Genomic DNA, 20,900 nt, shown 5'->3' on the forward strand with positions numbered 1-20,900 from the left:
ACGCCTGCCTGGTCGCTGGTTGCATCCGGCGGGTCAAGTGTCAGTTCGGTCAGGAAGCGTTCGCGGCTTGGATAACCGGACGCGATCTGCTCGAGCTGCAGGAGGTCGGCCTTGCGGGTCTCGGGATCCTCGTGGATCCGGTCGAGATGCGGCTCATACCAGAGCCTCGCTTTCTCCATCTCGCCTGGCCAACCATGCTCGTCCTTGTGCAGGGCGGTGAGCAATGTGACGAAAGGTGCCCACTCATCGCCGGTCTTGGACGGTGGCGGAATCTCGGCAAGCGACAGCAAGGGTTGTGGGTCAGCAGCAATCGTATCGAGAATTGTCGCCGCTCTCTGCGGGCCGATGCCCGGCAGCACCTGCAGCACCCGAAAACCGGCAACCCGGTCACGCGGGTTCTGGGCAAAGCGGACGACGGCGAGGAGATCTTTGACATGCGCGCTGTCGAGGAACTTCAGGCCACCGAACTTGACGAAGGGGATGTTGCGTCTCGTCAGCTCGACCTCGAGCGTACCGCTATGGCTCGATGTCCGGAAAAGAACCGCCTGTTGCTTCAGCGCAATACCGACCTCGCGGTTGGCAAGGACTTCCTCAACGATGAATCCGGCCTGATCATTCTCGTCCTTGACGGTCACCAGACGCGGCTTTTGTTCGGATTGCCGGTCGGTCCAGAGGTTCTTGGTGTAGCGCTCGCGGGCTAAGCCGATCACACCATTGGCAGCCGCCAGGATCGGCTGCGTCGAGCGGTAATTGCGGTCAAGCGTGATGACGTCGGCCGGCTTTGGTGAAAACTCATTGGGGAAGTCGAGGATGTTTCGGATGGTCGCCGCCCGAAACGAATAGATCGACTGGGCATCGTCGCCAACGACCGTCAAGCCCCGGCCGCCAGGTTTGAGCGACATCAGGATCTGGGCCTGAAGCCGGTTGGTGTCCTGATATTCATCGACCAGCACATGGTCGAAGCGATTGCCGATATCGTCGGCCAGCTCTGCATGCGAGACCATCTGTGCCCAGTAAAGGAGAAGGTCATCGTAATCGAGGACGCCCTGCGCCTGTTTGGCCGCAACATAGGCGGCAAACAGCGCCTTCAGCTCCTCTTCCCAGTTGATTGCCCAGGGATAGGCGGATCTGAGCACCTCTCCGATCGAGCTTTCGGCATTGACGATGCGCGAATAGATCGCAAGGCAGGTCCCCTTGGTCGGGAAGCGGGTCTCGGTTTTCGACAAGCCCAGTTCGTGGCGCGTAAGGTTCATCAGGTCCGCACTGTCTTCACGGTCATGGATCGTGAAATCGACGGAAAGCCCGATCTGTTCGGCGTAAAGTCTCAGCAGTCTTGCTCCGATCCCATGGAATGTGCCCGACCATAAGAGACCGTCAGCAAGTGCCTTGTCGCCGAGCACCTGTCGGCAGATCCGGTCGACCCGGCGTGCCATTTCGGAGGCCGCGCGACGCGAGAAGGTCATCAGCAGGATCCGGCGAGGATCGGCGCCATTGAGGATGAGATGGCGACACGATGGGCAAGTGTGTTTGTCTTGCCGGAACCCGCGCCTGCGATGATGAGGAGCGGACCTGCTGCGGAACTATCAGGCAGTCCGACGCCATGGGTAACCGCGTCCCTCTGTCGTTCGTTGAGGCTTTCCAGATGGGCGGTCATGCGGTCTCGCTTGATGTCTGAAGCGCGGAGCAAAGCCTGTCGTGTGGCCGCGGGCGTTACCTAGGGCGCGTATGAACAAAGGTAGAACATATCAGGTTTGGGCCTGGCTTCAAGGAGCGTATGTGCATGTGAGGAGTGGTCTGCGTGCTTGGAACATGCTTGTGAGCGACACGTCGCTGGCGTTGGAGGTACGGCCAGCGCAAGCGGGAGCCGGATGTTCTGTGGCGGCTCGGGCGGCGTGCCTGCTGTCCGACTAAACGGGAGGCGGACTGGTGGACCGGTCGCCGCCAATGTCTACGTAGATCAGGTCGCTTGAACGGCGGCATCGCCGCGGGACGGCTATTGGTCGATCTCTATGACCTAGACTCCAGGACAGGTCCGTTGTCAGCCGTACAGATTGCCAAATTCTCGTTGTGAGGAGTCTACTTCAGGGGTGCTCTGGCTTCTTTGCCGCCTCCCAAATCGTCGCCTCGCCGAAAACCGTTTAGGTTTTCGGCTTCCGTCCAACGTTAAGTGGTCGAACCGTTAAGGTACGAGGAAAAGCACTGATATATATACAGACAAGGCCGCAGTGAAGCTGTCGAAGCGCGCAGCTTGTTGGCTCGAGACTGCGTTGGTTACGCTTTCAATCTCACGCCTGGGCCGCCATTCGGTGAAGCGCCCGCATCCAAGAAGATAATTCCCCTTTCTTCGTAGACGCGTTTGATCGCATCAACTGTGACAGGCTGAGGGCCTCGCGGTCCTGCTTCGTCCTGCTCCAACCTGCTCACAGTGTTGGCGGTTACCTTTGCGAGCTCTGCGACCTCTCTGACACCTAGTTTCAGAATCGCCCGAGCAGCTCTTGCTTGACCTGGGTTCACAGGTTCCTCATATCTATTTCGATACAGTGTATTGACAAATATCTGGCTTTCTTATAGATACACTGTAATCATTATTGGTTCAACAAATGCGCCGTCGCGGCGCCACGCATTTGCCTGTCCGGCCCACGGTCAGAGGATCGGAGCTTCATGGAAATTCGCCAACTCTCATACTTTGTCGCCGTCGCCGAAGAACTGCACTTCGGTCGTGCCGCCATGCGGGTAAACATTGCTCAGCCGGCGCTGAGCACGCAGGTCCAGGCGCTGGAGAAGGGGCTTGGAGTGCAGCTTCTGACGCGCTCGACCCGCAAGGTTGAGCTGACCCGGGCAGGGGAGGTGTTCTACGATCGCTGTGTCAGAGTGCTGGGAGAATTGGATCTCTCAGCAGAGATGGCACGTGCAGCTGGGGGCAGGACCATGCGGGAGATCAGGATCGGTACGATCTATCCGGCAACAACTGGCGTGCTGCCAGCGTTCCTGGCGCGCATCGGCCGGAAGTTTCCCGATATCCGTTTGCATGTCTCGAATGGCTCGACATCGGAGATCATCCGGCAGCTGGAATGCGGTAAGCTGAACCTTGGCTTCATCCGGCCTGTCGAGAACATCGGATCGCTACGCTTCTTCTCGATTGCCCATGAGCGGTATTTGCTCGCGGTGCCGTTGGGCAGTCCGCTGGCTTCAACGCACGAGGTGACGATCGAGGATCTGAAGGGTGAGAAGATCATCGCCTTCAAGCGGCAGAACCTCTCCTACACCGAGCGCTATTTTGCAGAGACCTTCGAGGAGCATGGGCTGAATGACAATGTCGCCTATACCTGTGACGACACCTTCTCGCTGATCTCGCTCGTGTCGTCAGGCCTTGGTGTCGGCTTTGCGCCGGAATGGACGGGGGATCTGCCGGGCAGGGACGTGGTGCTGAAGAAGGTGACGGGGATCGATCTGAAGATCGGGCTTGGTGTCGCCTGGAGCAAGGATGATCCGACGGCGGCCCGTGATGATATCATCGATATTGCGAGGACGCTGGGACGGCCGGGTAGGTGAGGGCGGTAGTATGTACCACTCTCCCGACGAAGTTCACCGCCCCTTCCAGCGGAACGCCATGGCCGGGGGAAGGCGGTCCCACCTGACCCTGTCGGGTCGCTATGCTCAGGCTCCTGCGGCTTCCCTTGGTCCGGCCCTGACGTGACGAGAATTCCCGCGTTCGCGCCCTTCGGTCGCCGCTTTGCTGAACGCTCCGATGTTCTTCATCGTCTGACCCGGATCTCGCGCAGGCGCGGCTCTGATCCGGGATTTGCAGTGTGGTGTTGCGGGAGCAAATCGTGGAGTTCGGTGATCCAGTGCGAAAGCGGCGCTGTCGCAGGGGATAAAAGCCTCGATCAGGGCGATGAGCTATCCGCTATGGTCGCCGCGCTAATGTCAGGATGAGCCTGCCTCGCTCTGAGGACGGTCTCGGGTGAGATCGGTATACCGTTCAAAGGCGTCGGCGAAGTCTGACTGACGATCTTTCGATGCATGCGACCTAACTGTTAGGCGAATTGGAAAACGATTGGAAAAACCGTCACATTCGCTCTTGCGCGGGGGGTGAGTTGCCGCTATGAGACAGCCCGCGCCACTGAGCGCCGACCAATGTGACCGGAGAGGTGGCTGAGTGGTCGAAAGCACCGCACTCGAAATGCGGCATACTCGCAAGGGTATCGTGGGTTCGAATCCCACCCTCTCCGCCATTGTATCTATGTGTCCATACTGAAGGCTTTCTTCGCCAGTGTTTTGCGGTGGGGCCGGGTTGCTTAGAGCCAAACTCAGGGACGCCGCCGATTATTGACGAAATGATTAACCTGCGCTTGCTCGTTGAGAAGAGCGCTGATGCCGATTTGCTGCCCGAGTTGATCGGTTTTGCTGCTGAAAAGCTATTGGTGTTAGAAATAAGCGCCTAGACCGGCGCGGGCTATGGTAAGAAGAACTGCTCCTGACTTGCCCAGCGCAACGGCTACAGCGACGAGACTGGGATATGCGGGCGGTCACCTTCTAGCTGCGCATTCCCAGGCTTCGCACAGGCGGCTACATCCCGAGTTTCTTGGAGCCGCGCCGCATGGCAGAGAAGACCAGCACGGCGGTGACTAAGAGGCCTATATCCAAGGCGCCTCAACCCGATCCGTCGATGGCCTCGTTAAGGCGATGGTCATGGCGGGCATCTCCACGAGTTAGATATCACGGCTCTGCGAGGAGTCCGCCGAGAAGGTGAAGGCCTTCCTCGGCAGGCCCATTGGAGGGGAATGGCCCTTCCTTGGATCAATGCAACCTACCTCAAACTTCGTCGCCGCGGGCGCATCGTCTCCGTCGCGGTCATCATCGCCGTCGGCGTTAACACCGATGGTAAACGCGGGGTGCTCGGTATGGAGTTCGGCACATCCGAGGCCGAGGCGATCTGGACCGAGTTTCTTCGAAAGCTGACCAGGCGAGGTCCGCGGCGTCAAGCCCGTCGTCTCCGACGCCCATGAGGGCATCAAGGCCGCGTGTCGAAAGTGCTTTCGGCCACCTGGAAGAGGTGTAGGTTGACTCCATGCGCAACGCGCTCGCCCATGCCGGGAAGAGCGGACGGCATGTCGTCTCCGTCTCCGTCTCCGTCTTCATCGCCATGGCTTTCGCCCAGAACACCCCGGAGGCGGCAAGCACCCAATGGCGCAATGTCGCCGACCAGATCAGGCCAAAGGTGCCGAAACTCGCCACGCTGATGGGTGGCTCCGAACAGGATGTGCTCGCCTAGATGACTTTTCCCAAACAGCATTGGGCCAAGCCTTATGAACAAACCCAACCGAACGTCTAAACGGCGAGAGCAAGCATCGAGCCGAGGTCAATGGATTTTCCTAACAATGACGCCACCGCCAGGTTCGTCGGCGCACTGCTGTTTGAGCAAAACGATGGGTGGGCCGTTCAGCGATCCCGCTACATGACACTAGGAGCCATCGCTCCTCAGCCTAACAGCCGCAAGCTGATCAATTCCCGGCTCTGTGCAGAAGGCACGGCGATCGCCGAAGCTACACCCTTCCCCGCGACGCGATCTGCGCGCTCGTCCGACTCGACCGAGACTATCCGCTTGCAGGTTTCATCAGACGTGCCGTGATGGCGAGAACTATAAAGGAGCATCGGTTATTCTGCGCGTTTTGGCTTCCTTTATTGCATCAGCAGTCCGTTTCCGGATTAGGTGTGTGAAATGGAAATTTATACGGCAATTATTGCTTAATTATACGTAAAAAAATCAGCATTGTCTTTAAATATACACGGCACCATTGGCGATTACGGAGTCAACTAGAAATCAAGGCCGTCCGATGTGCTAATTTGAGGTGAGGCCTAGTCTTTGGCCGCCATAATTCTTATTGCGAATTGGCAGCCACCAGTCCCGGTTTTCTAGATACCAGCGAACGGTTTTTTCAAGCCCCTCTTCGAAGGTTACGCTTGGGCTCCATCCGAGTTCGCGCTGGATCTTGGATGCGTCTATTGCATAGCGAAAATCGTGACCAGGCCGATCGGTCACAAACCGAATCATGCGCTCATATGAACCTCCCGCATCAGGAACGAGCGAATCAAGGATGCTGCAAATGGCCTTGACCACATGCAGATTGGTTCGTTCGGCATTGCCTCCAATATTATATTTCTCTCCGTTGCGGCCTTTCTCCAGCACAAGGCAAAGGGCCCGAGCATGGTCCTCCACGAAAAGCCAGTCGCGAATATTGGAACCGTTGCCGTAAACAGGCAGGGGTTTGCCTTCGAGCGCCGAAATAATCATCAGCGGAATGAGCTTTTCCGGGAAATGATAGCAACCGTAATTGTTAGAGCAATTCGTCACAACCACGGGCAATTTATAGGTGTGGTGCCAGGCCATAACCAGATGATCGGCTCCCGCCTTGCTGGCGGAATAGGGTGAATTTGGCGCGTAAGCCGATTCCTCCGTGAAGAATCCGGTAGCGCCAAGGCTACCATAAACCTCATCGGTGGACACATGGTGGAAGCGGAACCGCTCCCTTGCCGCTGGGCCAAGGGTGAGCCAGTGTTTTCGGGTGGCCTCGAGCAGATTGGCGGTTCCCGCCATATTGGTGCTGATGAAATCCATCGGTCCGTCGATCGACCGGTCCACATGCGATTCGGCCGCCAGGTGCATCACCGCATCCGGTGTGTAGGAGTCAAACACCCGGTTCAATTCCTTCGGATCGCGAATATCCACCTTTTCGAAAGCCACGCGCGGATTGTAGCTGGGGCTTGCAATATCAAGATAACCAGCGGCATAAGTCAGGCAATCGAGGGCAATGACGCGATGGTCTGTATTGGCAATGAGATATCTGCAGACGGCCGAACCAATAAAGCCCGCAGCACCGGTAACCAAAATCTTCATCGTAAGCTCCGTTTGTAAAATGCAATTATTCAGAGGCAGGCTACCGAGACAGGATGATCGAACTGACACAAGGCGCTGACAATTACCAGATGGACCGTTCTCCACAGGATCCCCTGATTACGCGAAGCGGTGCGAAGCGCCTTCTGTACGTTGCAACCGAAGACTGGTTTTATGCAACCCACTTCCTTCCCCTTGCCCGCGCGGCGCGGTCGAAGGGCTTTGAAGTCGTGATCGTCACCCGCGTCAGCACATATCGCAAACAGCTAGAAGCGGAAGGCTTTCGCCTCATCGACCTTCAGGCTGACCGCTCTGTCTTTGGGCCGCTCGCCCTTATTCGCACGATTGGGCGTCTGAGGACAATCTTCATACGCGAAAAGCCGGCGCTTGTTCATGCCATCGCCTTAAAGTCCGTGGTGTTGGGCGGCCTCGCCGCGCGACTATCGGGCGCCCCCCCCATGGTCTATTCGCTGACAGGCCTCGGATATTTGTGGAGCACGGACGGATATGCTGCAGGGTTGCTGCGATGGATCGTCCGACGATTTCTCGGATCTCTCGATCGGAAGGGAGCCAGTGCGTTTACCTTCGAGAATGACGACGACAGCGCCGAATTTCCGAACTTGCGTTCGCGTACGGTCATCGGTGGATGGGGCATGCAGGCGGACGAGATTCTACCGCAAGCTCGGCGGAACGCGTCCCCCGTGTTGGTCGTCTATCTCGGCCGGATGCTGAAGGCGAAAGGGATAGAGGCAACCGTGCGCGCGGTCGAGGAGGCCCGAGGTCGCAACGATATCGCTTTGGAGCTCTGGGGTGCGCCTGATCCTGGCAATCTGACCAGCCTCAGTCAGACGGACCTCGAACGCCTGTCCGAGCGGCCTGGTATCGCTTGGCGGGGAAGGGCCCCCCATGCCCGCGATGCTTGGCGGCGCGCGGATATTGCCATTCTCCTCTCGGATCGGGAGGGAATGCCGCGTTCGCTGATCGAAGCTGCCTCGGCAGGGTTGCCACTCGTCGCGTATGACGTCGCAGGTTGCCGATCGATCGTGCGCGATAACGTGAATGGATTTCTTCTGCCCTACGGGGACGAGGCTGCTGTTGCCGACGCTCTGGCGCGACTGGCTGCAGAGCCCGACCTCCGACATCGTCTGGGCGCCGCGGCTCGCGAAGAATTTGAGGCCAGGTTCGCTGCCGATAGCGTCATTCCGCGGATCTTGACAATTTATTTTAATCTTGTTCCGCAACCGGAAATGGGCTAATGGCGACCTCTTCTTGGGAGACGCTGAAAGAGAATGCAGGGATGATGGATCTGGCCAGCTTTTATCATGGTAAGAATGTGCTCGTGACGGGGGCCGGTGGCTTCATCGGCAGCCATCTGGCGGAGACTCTAGTCAGAGCGGGTGCCAATGTCACGGCCATGCTGAAGTATGGATCATCGTCCCATTGGGGCAATCTTGAGCATGCGGAAACAGCGGTAAAGCAATCGCTCTGTGTGGTGGCCGGCAATGTGGAAGACACCGATTTTGTGATGGGCGCAGTTCAGGGTAAGGATGTGGTCTTCCACCTTGCGGCCCTGATCGCTATTCCCTATTCCTATGTCGCGCCACGCAGCTATGTGCGGACCAATGTCGAGGGTACTTTAAACGTTGTCGAGGCTGCCCGTCGCCTCGGAACTGTACGAGTGGTGCATACATCCACATCGGAAGTCTACGGAACCGCCCTGCGCGAGCCAATTGACGAGGACCATCCGCTGCAAGGGCAATCGCCTTATTCGGCATCGAAGATCGGCGCCGACAAGATTGCGGAAAGCTACTACCGTTCCTTCTCCACGCCCGTCGTCACGCTTCGACCTTTCAACACCTTTGGTCCGCGCCAATCGGCCCGGGCCTTCATCCCAACCATCATTTCCCAAGCCCTGACGCGGGATGTAATCGAGCTGGGGGCGCTCGATCCGATGCGTGACATGACCTTCGTCGGTGATACGGTGAGCGGCTTCTTGGCAGCCGGCGCCGCTTCGGGCATTGAGGGCCAGACGATTAATCTCGGCACTGGCAGCACCGCCACGATCGGCGACTTCGCTAACAAGATTCTCAACCTGATGAACTGCGACAAGCCCATCGTACAGGACCCGAAGCGAATTCGCCCGGCCGACAGCGAAGTATTCAAGCTCGTCTCTGACAATCAGAAGGCGAAGGCTCTTATGGCATGGAGCCCCGAGACCACGGTGGAGGATGGTCTGAATCAAACCATTGCCTTTGTCGAGAAGCATATCAATCTTTATCGCCCCGCCGAGTACACGGTATAATAAGAGAGAGAATACGACATGAAAGCTGTCGTCATGGCAGGGGGGAGAGGCACGCGGCTCCAGCCTTTTACCGCGTCCTTCCCCAAGCCGCTGGTTCCCCTTGGAGACATGCCCGTGCTGGAGCTTTTGCTGCGGCAGCTGAAGGCCGCCGGCGTTAACGAGGTCATTCTGGCGGTGAATCATCTTCATCACCTAATCCGCGCCTTTTGCGGTGATGGCTCAGCCTTCGGGCTCTCGATTGAATATGTTCTGGAAGACATGCCGCTTGGCACCGCCGGCCCCATTTCGGGCGTGCTTGACCGGGTGGGCGACAACTTCATTGTGACAAATGGCGATCTTCTGACCAATTTCTCGATCGAAGCGATGCAAGCCAAGCATCTCTCGGCCTCTGCCAGCGCCTCTATTGCGGTTTACGAGCGCACCGTGAAGATCGACTTCGGACTGATCGAGGTCGACGAGGAGATGCGGCTCACCGGTTACCGCGAAAAGCCGTCCTATTCTCATCTTGTTAGCATGGGTCTTTACATCCTCAACCGGCACGCCGTCACGCCTTATCTGGCCAAGGACGTTCGGCTTGATATGCCCGACTTGATGCAGTCCCTGCATCGCGATGGAAAAATCGTGCAGTGCCAGCAGCAGGATTGCGTGTGGCTCGACATCGGCCGGCCGGACGACTATGCGGCGGCCCAGCAGCTGTTTACCGACCAGCGCGAACTCTTTCTCAAGGACTGAGGGATGCCGGTCGCACTCGTCTCAGGCGCGAACGGTTTTCTTGGCCGCTATGTATGCAGGGAATTGAGCGCTCGCGGGACGCAGGTACTTTCGCTGAGTAGGAAAAACATGTCCGACCGGCCGAATGTTCTGACCCTGTTGGACAGACCGACAACGCAACAAATCCGCCGTATCATTGACGACACCGAGCCACAGATCATTTTCCACATTGCTGGTACCAGCCAGTCGTCCGATCTTAGCGCTCTTTACCAGGCGAATGTGTTTCTGGCTTATCATATTCTGGAGGCTGTCCGGAGCGCCCACGCAGCCACGAGGGTGGTTCTTATCGGCAGTGCCGCTGAATATGGGCCGCCCGGCGATGCCGAAGGCATTGTCCGCGAAACCGATCCATGTCGGCCGGTTTCGCCCTACGGCATTTCGAAACTCGCGCAAACGTTGCACGGTCTTTCGGCGGTAGGTACAGGCGTTGACGTCACCATTGCACGGCTTTTCAATCCAATAGGCGCAGGAAGCGGGACGGGCAATGCTTTGGGAAGCTTCGTGCACCAGATCGCTGCGATGCCGCCCGAAGGCGGGATTCTGAGGACCGGCGCGCTCGACAGCGTGCGGGATTTCATCGCCGTTGAGGAGGCTGCGCGCGTCATCGTGGAGCTTGCGGGACATCAGGCGGCGCGGGGCCACGTCTTTAATATCTGCACCGGAATAGGCAGCAAGCTGCAGGATCTTGTCGATCTTCTGATCGCGGAAGCGGGAATTCCCGTCACCCATCAGATAGATGCACTTCGACGGGGCACCAGCGGACTCGACCGGGTGGTTGGAAGCAATGAGAAGCTCTTGCTGGCCGGAATCCGCGTTTCCCCCACGGATTACGGTTCAGTCATCCGAGATATGCTGCATCACGAGAGGGCCAAGCAGGAAAAGCCGCGCCCATGAATACCGTGCCGGTTTCCGTCATAGTCCCAACGTTCCGGGACGGCGAAGCGCTTCGACGGGCTCTTCGGTCCATTGCAGCGCAGACGAGCCTGCCCAAGGAAGTTATCGTTGTGGACGATGCGGCTGGTGACGAGAGCTGCACGGATCTGGCAGCGCATTTTGCCATGCTGCCGTTGACGATCATCGTCCTTAAGCGCAATGGCGGACCCGGCCGTGCACGGAATGTGGGCATGCAGGCTGCATCCGGAACTCATATCGCCTTTCTCGATGCGGATGACGAGTGGCATCCGGAGAAGCTTAGCCGCCAGACAGTAGCAATGGAAACCGGCGGCCTCGCCATGAGCTCCCACTTGAAACTGTTTTCCGGCCAGGACTGGGAAGAGCTCGGTGAGGACGTCCCGACAGTCGGTTTCAGCCGATGGGATATTCTTCTCAAGAATCCCGCTTCGATCTCGACAGTAATGATTCGGCGCGATGTGATCTGCTGGTCATTTCCGGAATGGTATGCGGGCGAGGATTACGGTTTCGTCGCCTCCCATCTCCTCACCTGCGCGCCGGCCGCGCGCATCAAGCTGGCGCTGGCACGTGCGGACAAACCCGCATTTGGCGCCAGCGGTCTGAGTGCCCGTATGCTGCGCATGCAGATAGGCGAGATGCGCGCCCATTACTTTCTTTGGAAACAGGGCCTAATCGGCAGCTTCCAATTAGTGATGCTAGCGCCTTGGACCTGGATAAAATTTGCCCGCAGGATGGCAATCAGGACGTTTCGATCTCTGGGGGCGCGGTTCGGATCCGAATAGCGGCTTCGATCGCAGCACGGTAATTTTCGCACATCTCCACTTCCGAAAGCATGCGCGCGGCAGACTCTCGCGCAGAAGCCTTCATCCTCTTCAACCTTTGCCGGTCATCCCCAAGTGCCCGCACCGCGTTTACAAAGTCGTCAAGATTGTCAGGACGGCAAAGAACGCCCGCCTGCGTGTGCTCCAAAACGGCCGGGATGCCCCCGACATTCGACGCTACGACAGCGCAGCCGGAAGCGAGCGCTTCAAGCAGGGCAATAGGGCGGCCATCCAGCCGTGATGGCAGGACGAATATGTCATAGGTAGCAAAATAGGGCATGGGATTGTCCACCATGCCGAGGAAATCCAACCGGGTTTCAACTGGCAATTTGCCGATTATTGTTTCCACACGGTCTTTTTCCGGGCCTGCTCCCGTCATGACGAAGCGCAGATGCTCCTGGTCGCGGAGGGCTCCAGCAAGCTGTACGAAGACTTCAGGCGCCTTCTCATCGGAAAGGCGGCCGGAAAAGCCCACAACGATATCGTCCTTGCTCAGAGACAACCGCTTCTCAACTTCGGGCGAACGGGTAGTCTCGAAACGGTTTACATCGACGCCGCTTTCGATCAGCCTGATGCAAGAAGACGGCCAGCCCTGGCCCTTGAACCACGCAATCACTTCCGGATTCTCACCGATCACGAAATCAAAACCCTGCTTGAAATCGAGATGGGAAGCTGTATGCCCGCTCGTGTTGAAAAGAAGGTCTATAATAGCCAGCTGCGGATAGCGGAGCCGCAGGTCGGGAATAAGTTCATAGAATACCCGGCTGCCCGCAACGAGAGCCGCATCGAAGCCGCGATTGGCCACCAGATAGTGCAAAAAGCTCTGGAATTCCCATTCATGAAGGAATCGCGGAAGCATGTAGACCTCATCGGTAAAGGCCGTGAACCAGCTGCTGGCGTCATCGAGGCCCTTCTGAGGCAGGGTGCTCACTATGGTGATCTGCCAGCCTAGGCGTGCGAGGTATCCTAGCACGGTGGAAAGTAGCCGTTCGGCTCCCCCGACGATCAAGAATGGTACCGCCACCAGAAGGCGTCGCGTTGTAGGCGAAGATAGGTTACCGTTGGGAGAGGCGGGTATAGGCAGAGCGCCATAGGGCGTCTTCACGATGCGGCGGCGGGCCTGTTTGCTGGAATCCTGCAAACGTTCCTGGGTAAGTAGATCCCGGTTCCGCTCAAGAATGGATCGCCGCTGCTCCGCAATGCTTCGCACATCGGTAGATGACAGAGAGCCATGCGGATGAATCATGTAATTGAACAGATGCTCGCCGGTGATGTTGCGAACCCGGGCACCGGCCGCAACGCAGCGCAGCCAGAAGTCCCAGTCCTCGGCTACATGATCCTCTCCCTTGCCTGTATCGAAGAAACCGCCGACCTTCTCCCACAGGGTCGTGCGGAACACGGCGCACGTGGTAACGTGGTTTCCATCCGTCATGTCGCGCAAGTTCGGATTTTCCAGAACGTCGATGGTTCCTGACTTCTGGCCGGAAAAACGGATGCCCGTGGAAACTATGTCGTAGCAATGGGCCTCCAAAAAATAGAGCGCCTTTTCGAGATAGGTTGGCTCTATCGTATCATCCGCATCAAGACAGCAGACATATCGGCCTCGGGCTAGCGCTATACCGGTGTTGCGATTGGCGCCCACGAGGGTTTGCTGCTCCTGCATGATCACTCGAATATTCGGTCCCTTGATAGCTGACACGATGGCAGGGGTCTCGCCGTCGGTCGATCCGCCCTCCACGATAATGATCTCCACACTTTTCAGCGTCTGTCCTTTCACCGAATCGACGGCCGCCTGGATGAAGCGCCCGTAATTGAAGCAAGGTATGACAACAGAGACGAGGGGAGCGCCGCGCAACAAGCTGGTATTGTTCTTGCCGGTCGGCTCAGCGGCCCCATTTCTGCCTTCTGCGGCGTGGTCGAGATATTCGACCTCGCTTCCGACGGCTGGGCCGAGACATTCGATCTCACGAGGCGGCTCGGCAGAAACGTATTCGATGCGGGAGGCCAACCATGCCGGCAGAAAGCGCCGCCTCATGGCAGCCAGCACCATGTGGTACTGGCCAGAGGCCAAAAGCCTGAGGGCCAAGACGAACAGGTTTCTAAATCTTTTAATTCGGGCACGGAACACTGATATCCCCCTTTCAACTTGATGACCGGCGCGCAGCAGATAGGGCTTCCGCTGCAGCGTGAGCGCCATGGTCAAGTGGCGGCGGTCTCGCTCCGGGAGGCCAGATAGGCCTCGATGATATCATCGGTGGGCCCAATCGCCCTTGCGACACCCTTTTCCAACCACAGAGCTGTCTTGCAGAACTTCCGGATGATGGACATGTCATGGGACGCGATGACGAAGATGCTGGCATTGCCGAGGATCTGCTCAATGCGGGTACTCGCCTTCGCAATAAATTGAGCATCGCCCGCACTGATCATTTCATCCATGATCACGATATCGGGCTCTATGGAGGTGGAAATTGCAAAAGCAAGTCGGATGAACATGCCCGATGAGTAGGTCCGCACCGGCATGTCGAGAAACTCTCCCAGTTCGGAGAATTCCGCGATCGAAGGGGCTAGCGCGTGCGCTTCCTTAAAGCTCATGCCCATGAAGGCGCAGCGGAAGATGATGTTATCCCAGCCGGTGGCTTCCGCATCCATGCCGAGGGTGATGTCGGTGAAGGAACTGATCCGTCCCGCGATGTCGACCGTGCCCGTTTGAGGCGGATAAACGCCAGCGAGTGCCCTCAACAACGTTGTTTTTCCCGCTCCATTATGACCGAGTAGCGCCAACCGGTCCCCATTTTCTAAGTGAAGGGTCAGGTCCTTAATCGCATCTACTACTATGGATTTGCTGTGCGCCACCAGATTTCCGCCCAGCTTGGAGAAAACCGCTGTGCGAAGAGAACGCGAATGCGAGTTGAAAACCGGATAGGATATGGAAGCATTCTTGAGGCGGATATGGGCCATGGTCAGATCCAGTAAATGACGCGTTTGTGGAAATGGCCGATGAAGGCCAGACCGACAATCCAGCTAAGCGCTGCATAGCTCAAAGCGACCCACCAGGTTTCCGTTGTAGTCGGCATGCCAAGCAAGGGATCCCTCAGCAGGGACAGGTACACAGAAAAGGGATTTACGAGATTGATCCACCGATATTCGATTGGCATGAAATCGGGACGCCAGAGAACCGGCGTTACCAGATAGCCGATCTGGATGACACTTTGTGTAAGGGGAACGGCATCTCGGAATCGCGTCGCGATAACTGCCAGCATGTAGCATATGGGCACCAGAAAGAGCATATTTACAAGTAGCCCGGGAATGAACAACAGAACCTGCCAAGACGGCCAAGTCCAGAACCAAGCGAAGATCAGAATTACAACGCTCATATTGTAAAGTGTGGTAATGCCGGTTTTGTAGAAGATTGTATAGATCGCCACCGACATACTGGTCTTCTGATTGAGGAACAAATTGCCTGTTGCGGTAAAGGCGCTGGTGGATTCCGCCAGGACGCCGGAGATGAACCCCCAGAGGATCATGGCTACCGTGATGTAGGGCATGATGGTGGCTACCGGAATGCCCCAGAGCAGAGACCAGACAAGGCTCAGGGAAAGAACGGTCACCCCGGTCGATAGTGCAATCCACAATTGCCCAAACTTGGAGCGAGAATGGCGACGCCGCAGATCCGCCGTGCCAAGCAGGTGCCAAATACGCCAGTTTCGGAGTCCGGCAACGAGCTCCTCTGTGCCGGCAGCATAGGCTTTCCATAGTTTCATTAGTGTGTCACCGTCGCAGTGCTTGTTGAATTACGTATCGCTGCGCTTCTAGAGTGCAGACTTTCGTTTGACAAGCGTGACCAATAGCAGCCTCTACCGTCGGCGCTCCGCATCCGGGCTGAATGATTATCGATGTCTAGGCCCTGCCGAGTATCCTGCGGATCCAAGAGCGAGCACGGATATCCAGCGTTCTGTTGCAACGCTCCATCCAAAAGGCCACTTCACCAGCCAGCTCGCCGACGCGCTGATCAGCTGCTGCAAGATGCCGTTCCGCATCGAGGCGCTTCTTCTCCAGCTCACCAATGCGCTGTTCGGCCGCTGCAAGACGCCGTTCCGCTTCCACCCGCGCGATGAGGCCGAAAACATCAGCCGCGCCCATCATCTTGAAGAACTGGGGATATGCAAAGCCCTCCTCTGCCAGCTTTTGCGCCTGTGCTTCGTCGCTCAAGACCTGGTACATCAGCTCCAGCCCGAAAGCCTTGAGGTAGGGCGCGGTCTGCTGGCTGGCGATATCGGCCAGCACTGCCTTCAACGGCCAGCGGGTATAACAGGGCGCCTCGGCCTCCGGAAAAATCCGATGGAAGAAAGCCGGGTCTTCGATGCTCGCATAAGCTTCGAAGTTCTTCGCCAGTTCCCAGTAAACCTGTGACTGCTGCATTGGCGTGGCCGCGCTGGTGTTCAGTTCGTAATCGCGCACTCGGTAGTCGACGAGCCTTTCAGGAAGCACATGAATTTCAGACTGCAGGCAGACCCGGATCCATAGGTCGAAATCCTGGGTTTGCAGGAAACGGGGATCGAAGAAGCCAACCTTGTCCAGCACGCTCCTGCGGATCATAACCGTCGGTGCCGAAAGCAGGTTACCCTTCTCGAAAAAGCGCCTAAGCCATACCTCTCTCGGCTGATTGTCCACCTCGATCCAGCTGTATCCAGGATGATCCGGCAACTCTTGGCCCGCTTCGTCCACATAGCGCATATAGCTGAATGCTGCGGCAACCTCGGGATTGGCGGTGAGGTAGGCAAGCTGCTTTTCGATCTTCTTCGGATGAAAGAGATCGTCAGACGCAAGAAGACACAGATATTCGCCACGGGCGTTGAGGATATTGTTGTTAGCCGCGACGGCCGGCCCTTGATTGACCGCGGATTCGAACAATCGAATCCGGGGGTCGTCAATAGAGCGGATCAGCGCGACCGATCCATCATTCGAGCAATCATCGGTGATAACTATCTCGAAATCGGAGACGGTCTGCCGAAGAATACTCTCGATACAGGCGCCTATGTACTTCTCGTGATTGTATGAAGGAATGCAGACGGACACGAGAGGGTGGCCGGCAGTTCTGGTAACGGGCTGGGTCATTCGTCGTTTCCGTTCTACTGGATGGCAGTTCGCACAGTCTTATTCGACGAGCTTCGCCACCCCGAAGCCTGTCTCGCCAAAACCGTTACCATTGTAGAACATAAATGTACCGTGCTTGTTTTCGATGATCGAGGGAAAGCAGGTCATTTGGGAATCCCACCCTTCTGCCGCATGATCAAGCCCACCGTAACCAGCATGTCTCTGCCAGTGAACACCATCAGCGGATGTGGCATAGTCGATGACGTAGTTTTTCGAGTGAGAGCGGGCGGAAAGCCACAACTCATATCGCCCATTTTTTTTCCGGATGAAGGAACGGCCAAAACCGTATTCGTCAGGAGCGAGCGGCGTCAGTACGGTCTTTCCCTTTTGCGGCCAGCTTATTCCGTCTACAGATTCTAGATACGCCATGTGATAGGTTGGCACCTGCTTGCCGCCGACATCGACGAAGCCGGATGCAACCGCATACCACATTTTCCAGATGCCCATTTCTTCATCCTTAAGCACATGCGCGCCGCTCCGAAGAATCAGTTCGTCCGGACTTCGGTCCAGAATAGGCGTCTCCTGCAAGCGGGTGAAGCGTTGGCCTTGGTCGGTGCTGATCGCGAGACCTGTGAACAGTAGGTAGCGTGCGCGCGGTGTCAGTTGCCAGCCCGCATAGTATAGGCGCAGTCCTGTGCCTTCGGCGACGACGGCAAGCGGTGTTACGCCATTGTCGTCAAATGCTCCCACCCGGCCGATATCCAGGGAAGGCTCGCGGGAAAATTCGATGACCTGGGTTGGATCGTTTGCTAAAACGTCAACCCAACCAATTCGTCCGACCTGCTCTTTGTCGCGGAAGGCCAGAAACACCCGGATGCGCTCTTCATCTATTTGATAGGCCGTAGGCACGTAAGCGTAAGAGTCCATCCAGCTTGACCGCTGTTCCGCATTGAAAACCTGGCCTAGCCGCGCCCATCTCATGGTTGTCTCCTGTATCAAGCAATAAACGGGCGGATCTGCCACCTTAGGAAACGGTTACCATCGTGACAGCCTCGCTTCAATTCGCTTAGGAGGCTCCCCGCGTTACGGTGTCTGTCAAAACTGATGCTTGTTCAGTTTTAAACGCTAGCTGAACCCCTTCGTGCGCAATCTGCACGAATGCGCGAGCGTCATCACCACCAACCTCAGCTTCACCGTATGTGCAACTGTTTTCGGCAACGTCAAGATGAAGACGGCTCCGCTCGATCGCCTAAAACCACCGTCGCCATGCGCAGTTTGGAAACAGGTTACGACAGATTCCGCCTCGAGGTCAGCTTAGCTGCGGCAGTTCCTTCGAGAAAAAAATAATAGATACTTGATCAGAACTCTTCTCACAAAATCATAGTTGAACCTGGCTGAATTGTCGGTGGAGCAGTCGACTATCTTCCGCTAAAACCAGCAGCTGCCGTACCCGCTTCGGGGGCCGCTATCTATAGGGTACGCCCATTGTCCCGATGTGACGTCGAAGATGGCGGGCAATACTCGGTGTACACGCTAAAGGCCAAACATAATACGTGTAAATTAACCTATGTTGCACCAGTTTAGTGCGTCGCGGAGGTCCGCAATGTCCACGATTACACTGAGGTGAGATGGATGATGACTGCTGCCCTGTACGCCTTTACTTGCAACCACGCTAACCCGTAGCCCTAGCTCCTCTAGCATTAGGCAGAAATACTCTGGAAAAACGTTTCGATCTTGGCAGATTATGATGATATTTGTGCCGGGCCTGCAAAATACGGCATTGGCGAGGGCGGCGCCAGCCATTGCGACCACAGTATTTGCGCTGTGGAATAATTCTCTCTGATCTGAGAAGGACATCTCTTCCGGGCTTATTGCAATGGCGCCGAAACCATCAAGGAAGGAGATCACCTCATCCTGGTTTAATATAGTTCGGGCGATTTCGCCGTTTGGCGCTTGGTAGAACTTGCGCTTCACAAACAGTATATTCGTCGGGTCAGGCACCTGCCCCGGGTTGCTGCCCATGAGACGAATTTGAAGATCTTTAATGTAGGGTACATCATACACGGCTAGCCTAGCCGAATTCGGATCGTCCGGCGAGAATGAAGACGCGACCGGCACGAGCAATTCGTTGAACAGGATAAGCTCGTTTGACGTCAGAACGATAATCTCTCGCTCCGGAAACAGCGTCCGAATAAATTGAGATTGCTGATATGAGCCTTCGGTGATGACCAGTGGCCATGTGCGGGTATCCGGGGCCGCTTCGTCTGCGATCAATGCCCGGATAAGGGTGTCGCACACGAAATGAAAATGGTTAAACGAATACCTAGATCCGATTAAAACCCCTCGTTTAACCTGCCGCTGTGGATTTAGAGTGGGGTTCACATTGAACGTCCACCCTGAACGATGCCTCCCAAAAAACTCAGCATAGTTCCCCGCAGCGTTTCCAAGCGATACTTCCGGCAGTACAGCCCAGTGCGTCGCTCTATGTAACCAACCGCGAGTGAATAGCGCTGCGCTTTGCCCGCTAACTAGGCAGTTCCTGACCGTGGCGATCGACCTGGCGGGAAGCTTGCGCTCAAGGTTCATCTCAAGCGAATGGGCGCCAAATATCTTTAACGGCTTGCAGGCAACAGTGGCTGGCGTAGTCAAGCTACGGTAGTCGCCTTGCCGTTTTATGCTGGCCAGGTTTTTGTTTTCGATAACGCAGGGTGACATCCCCCATCTGTCCTTATCACGCACTCTGTTCTTCGCGAGTGATAAGGTCCGGATAAAAATAAGTAAAGACTGCGCTATGGGTCTTCTCGTCGCTTCAACTTGCTGCACTCCCACCGGACTGGTCCGCAGCTTCCCGCTTAGTGGCGCCCGCACAAACTTTATCAAATACCCGTACGCGCAGATCGACTGAAAAGGCTTGGCCGCGTCAGAAGAGACGTCGGCCGGAGTGCAGTTGTCGAGGCTCTCGTGGTATCGGCGATGGTTGGGTAATCCTCCCGTTTTTTACGGGGCTCCGCACTAGAAATCACGCGGCCATTTTCCGTTTCTGTGCGGGCGTTATGCCGCCCATGCCCATATTGGGCCGTTCGTTGTTATAGGTCCAAAGCCACTGCGTGGCGAATTCCTGTGCCTCCTCGTTGCTTTCGATGATGTTCTGGTCGAGCCATTCATGCCGGACGGTGCGGTTAAAGCGCTCGACATAGGCATTCTGTTGCGGCTTTCCGGGCTGGATGTGGTTCAAGGCAATCCCTTGTTTCTCTGCCCATTCCATGAGCTCGCCGCTGCCATATTCCGGGCCATTGCCCACCCGAATGGCGTATGGCTTTCCTCGCCATTCGATGATCTGGCTCAAGCTACGGATCACGTGTTCAGCCGGTAGGGAAAAGTCCACCTCGATGCCGAGCCCCTCGCGGTTAAGTCATCCAGCACATTCAGCAGCCGAAACTGCCTGCTGTCCTCCAGGCGGTCTGCCATGAAGTCCATCGACCAGACCATGTTAGTTTGATCCGGGACGGCCAGCGTATTGGGTTGTCTCGCTTCAAGCGCTTTCTTGGCTTAATCCGCAGCTTCAATTCCAGATCGCGGTATATCCGGTAGACATGTTTGTGAATCCACAGATGCCCCTGGGTATTGCGCAGGTAAAGGAAGCAGAAGCCTAACCCCCGTTCTTCTTTGCTCGCGTCAGCCCAATGAGGAGATCGGCGATCTGTTCGTTCTCCTCATTCAGCTTGACGCTGTAACGATAGCAGGTCTCGCTGAACTCGAAAATGCGGCAGGCGAGCGCAATGCTCACCCCGCGCAACGCCAGCGCTTTCACGGCCATCTCCCGGCGTGGTGATGGCCGCGTCACTTTTTTCCCAGAGCCTCTTTGAGCAGTTCGGTCTGCAGGCTCATCTCGGCATACATATTTTTAGACGACGGTTCTCGTCTTCCAGAGCCTCATCTGACTGATCATCGAGGCGTCCATGCCCCCATATTTGTCCTGCCATTTGTAAAATGAGGCCCTACTCATCCCTTGTTCCCGGCATAGCTCGGAACTGGAACACCACCTTCTGCCTGGCGCAGGATGGCCATGATCTGCGGTTCGATAAATCTGCTCGTCTTAATAAAA

At 56.6% G+C, this 20,900-nt stretch carries 13 protein-coding genes, 1 tRNA gene and 3 pseudogenes; 8 read left to right on the forward strand and 9 right to left on the reverse strand.

The genetic code is table 11. The annotated features are described in order from the left end of the window. Nucleotides 1-1,654: pseudogene (locus tag H6M51_RS17580) on the reverse strand (ATP-dependent helicase); the annotation flags it as partial. A 1,007-nt stretch (nucleotides 1,655-2,661) separates the two neighbouring features. Between H6M51_RS17580 and H6M51_RS17585 the strand changes: the two are divergent. The 3 genes and pseudogenes from H6M51_RS17585 to H6M51_RS17595 all read left to right on the forward strand — a co-directional run. Then, a complete protein-coding gene (locus tag H6M51_RS17585; RefSeq protein WP_185811129.1) occupies nucleotides 2,662-3,552 on the forward strand; it encodes a LysR family transcriptional regulator in 891 nt (296 codons plus the stop codon). A 593-nt stretch (nucleotides 3,553-4,145) separates the two neighbouring features. Continuing rightward, a tRNA-Ser gene (locus H6M51_RS17590) sits at nucleotides 4,146-4,235 on the forward strand. 90 nt (nucleotides 4,236-4,325) lie between these two features. Beyond that, nucleotides 4,326-5,482, forward strand: a pseudogene (locus tag H6M51_RS17595) (IS256 family transposase); the annotation flags it as partial. A gap of 360 nt (nucleotides 5,483-5,842) precedes the next feature. On the opposite strand, the gene rfbB reads toward H6M51_RS17595, so the two are convergent. After that, nucleotides 5,843-6,898 (reverse strand): dTDP-glucose 4,6-dehydratase, encoded by a 1,056-nt coding sequence (gene rfbB, locus H6M51_RS17600; protein ID WP_185811130.1) that lies wholly within the window; start codon nucleotides 6,896-6,898, stop codon nucleotides 5,843-5,845. Between the two features lie 53 nt (nucleotides 6,899-6,951). Between rfbB and H6M51_RS17605 the strand changes: the two genes are divergently transcribed. From H6M51_RS17605 to H6M51_RS17625, 5 genes are read left to right on the forward strand one after another with little or no spacing between them, the layout of a single operon-like run. Beyond that, nucleotides 6,952-8,151 carry a glycosyltransferase family 4 protein gene (locus H6M51_RS17605; protein ID WP_185811131.1) on the forward strand — a complete coding sequence of 400 codons (1,200 nt, stop codon included), beginning with the start codon at nucleotides 6,952-6,954 and terminating at the stop codon, nucleotides 8,149-8,151. Continuing rightward, on the forward strand, nucleotides 8,151-9,197 hold the full coding sequence (locus tag H6M51_RS17610) for a GDP-mannose 4,6-dehydratase (protein WP_407073593.1): 1,047 nt from the start codon (nucleotides 8,151-8,153) through the stop codon (nucleotides 9,195-9,197). The genes H6M51_RS17605 and H6M51_RS17610 overlap by 1 nt, the downstream gene beginning before the upstream one ends. Before the next feature lie 18 nt (nucleotides 9,198-9,215). Further along, nucleotides 9,216-9,929 carry a sugar phosphate nucleotidyltransferase gene (locus tag H6M51_RS17615; protein WP_185811132.1) on the forward strand — a complete coding sequence of 238 codons (714 nt, stop codon included), beginning with the start codon at nucleotides 9,216-9,218 and terminating at the stop codon, nucleotides 9,927-9,929. A gap of 3 nt (nucleotides 9,930-9,932) precedes the next feature. Next, the gene (locus tag H6M51_RS17620) at nucleotides 9,933-10,862 is read left to right on the forward strand and encodes an NAD-dependent epimerase/dehydratase family protein (RefSeq protein ID WP_185811133.1); all 930 of its coding nucleotides are present in this window, start codon (nucleotides 9,933-9,935) and stop codon (nucleotides 10,860-10,862) included. Continuing rightward, nucleotides 10,859-11,662, forward strand: coding sequence for a glycosyltransferase family A protein (locus H6M51_RS17625; RefSeq protein ID WP_185811134.1), 804 nt, complete (start codon nucleotides 10,859-10,861; stop codon nucleotides 11,660-11,662). Before H6M51_RS17620 ends, H6M51_RS17625 begins: the two co-directional genes overlap by 4 nt. Here the strand turns inward: H6M51_RS17625 and H6M51_RS17630 are convergent. The 7 genes and pseudogenes from H6M51_RS17630 to H6M51_RS17660 all read right to left on the reverse strand — a co-directional run bounded on the left by H6M51_RS17630 (nucleotide 11,619) and on the right by H6M51_RS17660 (nucleotide 20,896). Next, nucleotides 11,619-13,898: a glycosyltransferase gene (locus tag H6M51_RS17630; RefSeq protein WP_246780563.1), complete on the reverse strand. Its 2,280-nt coding sequence runs from the start codon at nucleotides 13,896-13,898 to the stop codon at nucleotides 11,619-11,621. The two genes, H6M51_RS17625 and H6M51_RS17630, sit on opposite strands and share 44 nt — an antisense overlap. 2 nt (nucleotides 13,899-13,900) lie before the next feature. Continuing rightward, on the reverse strand, nucleotides 13,901-14,659 hold the full coding sequence (locus H6M51_RS17635; protein WP_185811136.1) for an ABC transporter ATP-binding protein: 759 nt from the start codon (nucleotides 14,657-14,659) through the stop codon (nucleotides 13,901-13,903). 2 nt (nucleotides 14,660-14,661) lie between these two features. Then, complete coding sequence (locus H6M51_RS17640) at nucleotides 14,662-15,462, reverse strand: ABC transporter permease (protein WP_185811137.1); 801 nt, start codon at nucleotides 15,460-15,462, stop codon at nucleotides 14,662-14,664. A 136-nt stretch (nucleotides 15,463-15,598) separates the two neighbouring features. Continuing rightward, entirely contained in the window at nucleotides 15,599-16,816 is a 1,218-nt protein-coding gene (locus tag H6M51_RS17645) for a glycosyltransferase (protein WP_185811138.1), read from the reverse strand. 39 nt (nucleotides 16,817-16,855) lie between these two features. Continuing rightward, a complete protein-coding gene (locus tag H6M51_RS17650) occupies nucleotides 16,856-17,776 on the reverse strand; it encodes a glucosyl hydrolase (protein ID WP_185811139.1) in 921 nt (306 codons plus the stop codon). Between the two features lie 579 nt (nucleotides 17,777-18,355). After that, nucleotides 18,356-19,534 carry a glycosyltransferase family 61 protein gene (locus H6M51_RS17655; RefSeq protein ID WP_185811140.1) on the reverse strand — a complete coding sequence of 393 codons (1,179 nt, stop codon included), beginning with the start codon at nucleotides 19,532-19,534 and terminating at the stop codon, nucleotides 18,356-18,358. Nucleotides 19,535-19,814: 280 nt separating this feature from the next. Next, nucleotides 19,815-20,896, reverse strand: a pseudogene (locus H6M51_RS17660) (IS3 family transposase). Nucleotides 20,897-20,900: the final 4 nt, after the last annotated feature.

It is taken from the genome of Rhizobium sp. AQ_MP, from assembly GCF_014237835.1.
Classification (GTDB): domain Bacteria; phylum Pseudomonadota; class Alphaproteobacteria; order Rhizobiales; family Rhizobiaceae; genus Allorhizobium.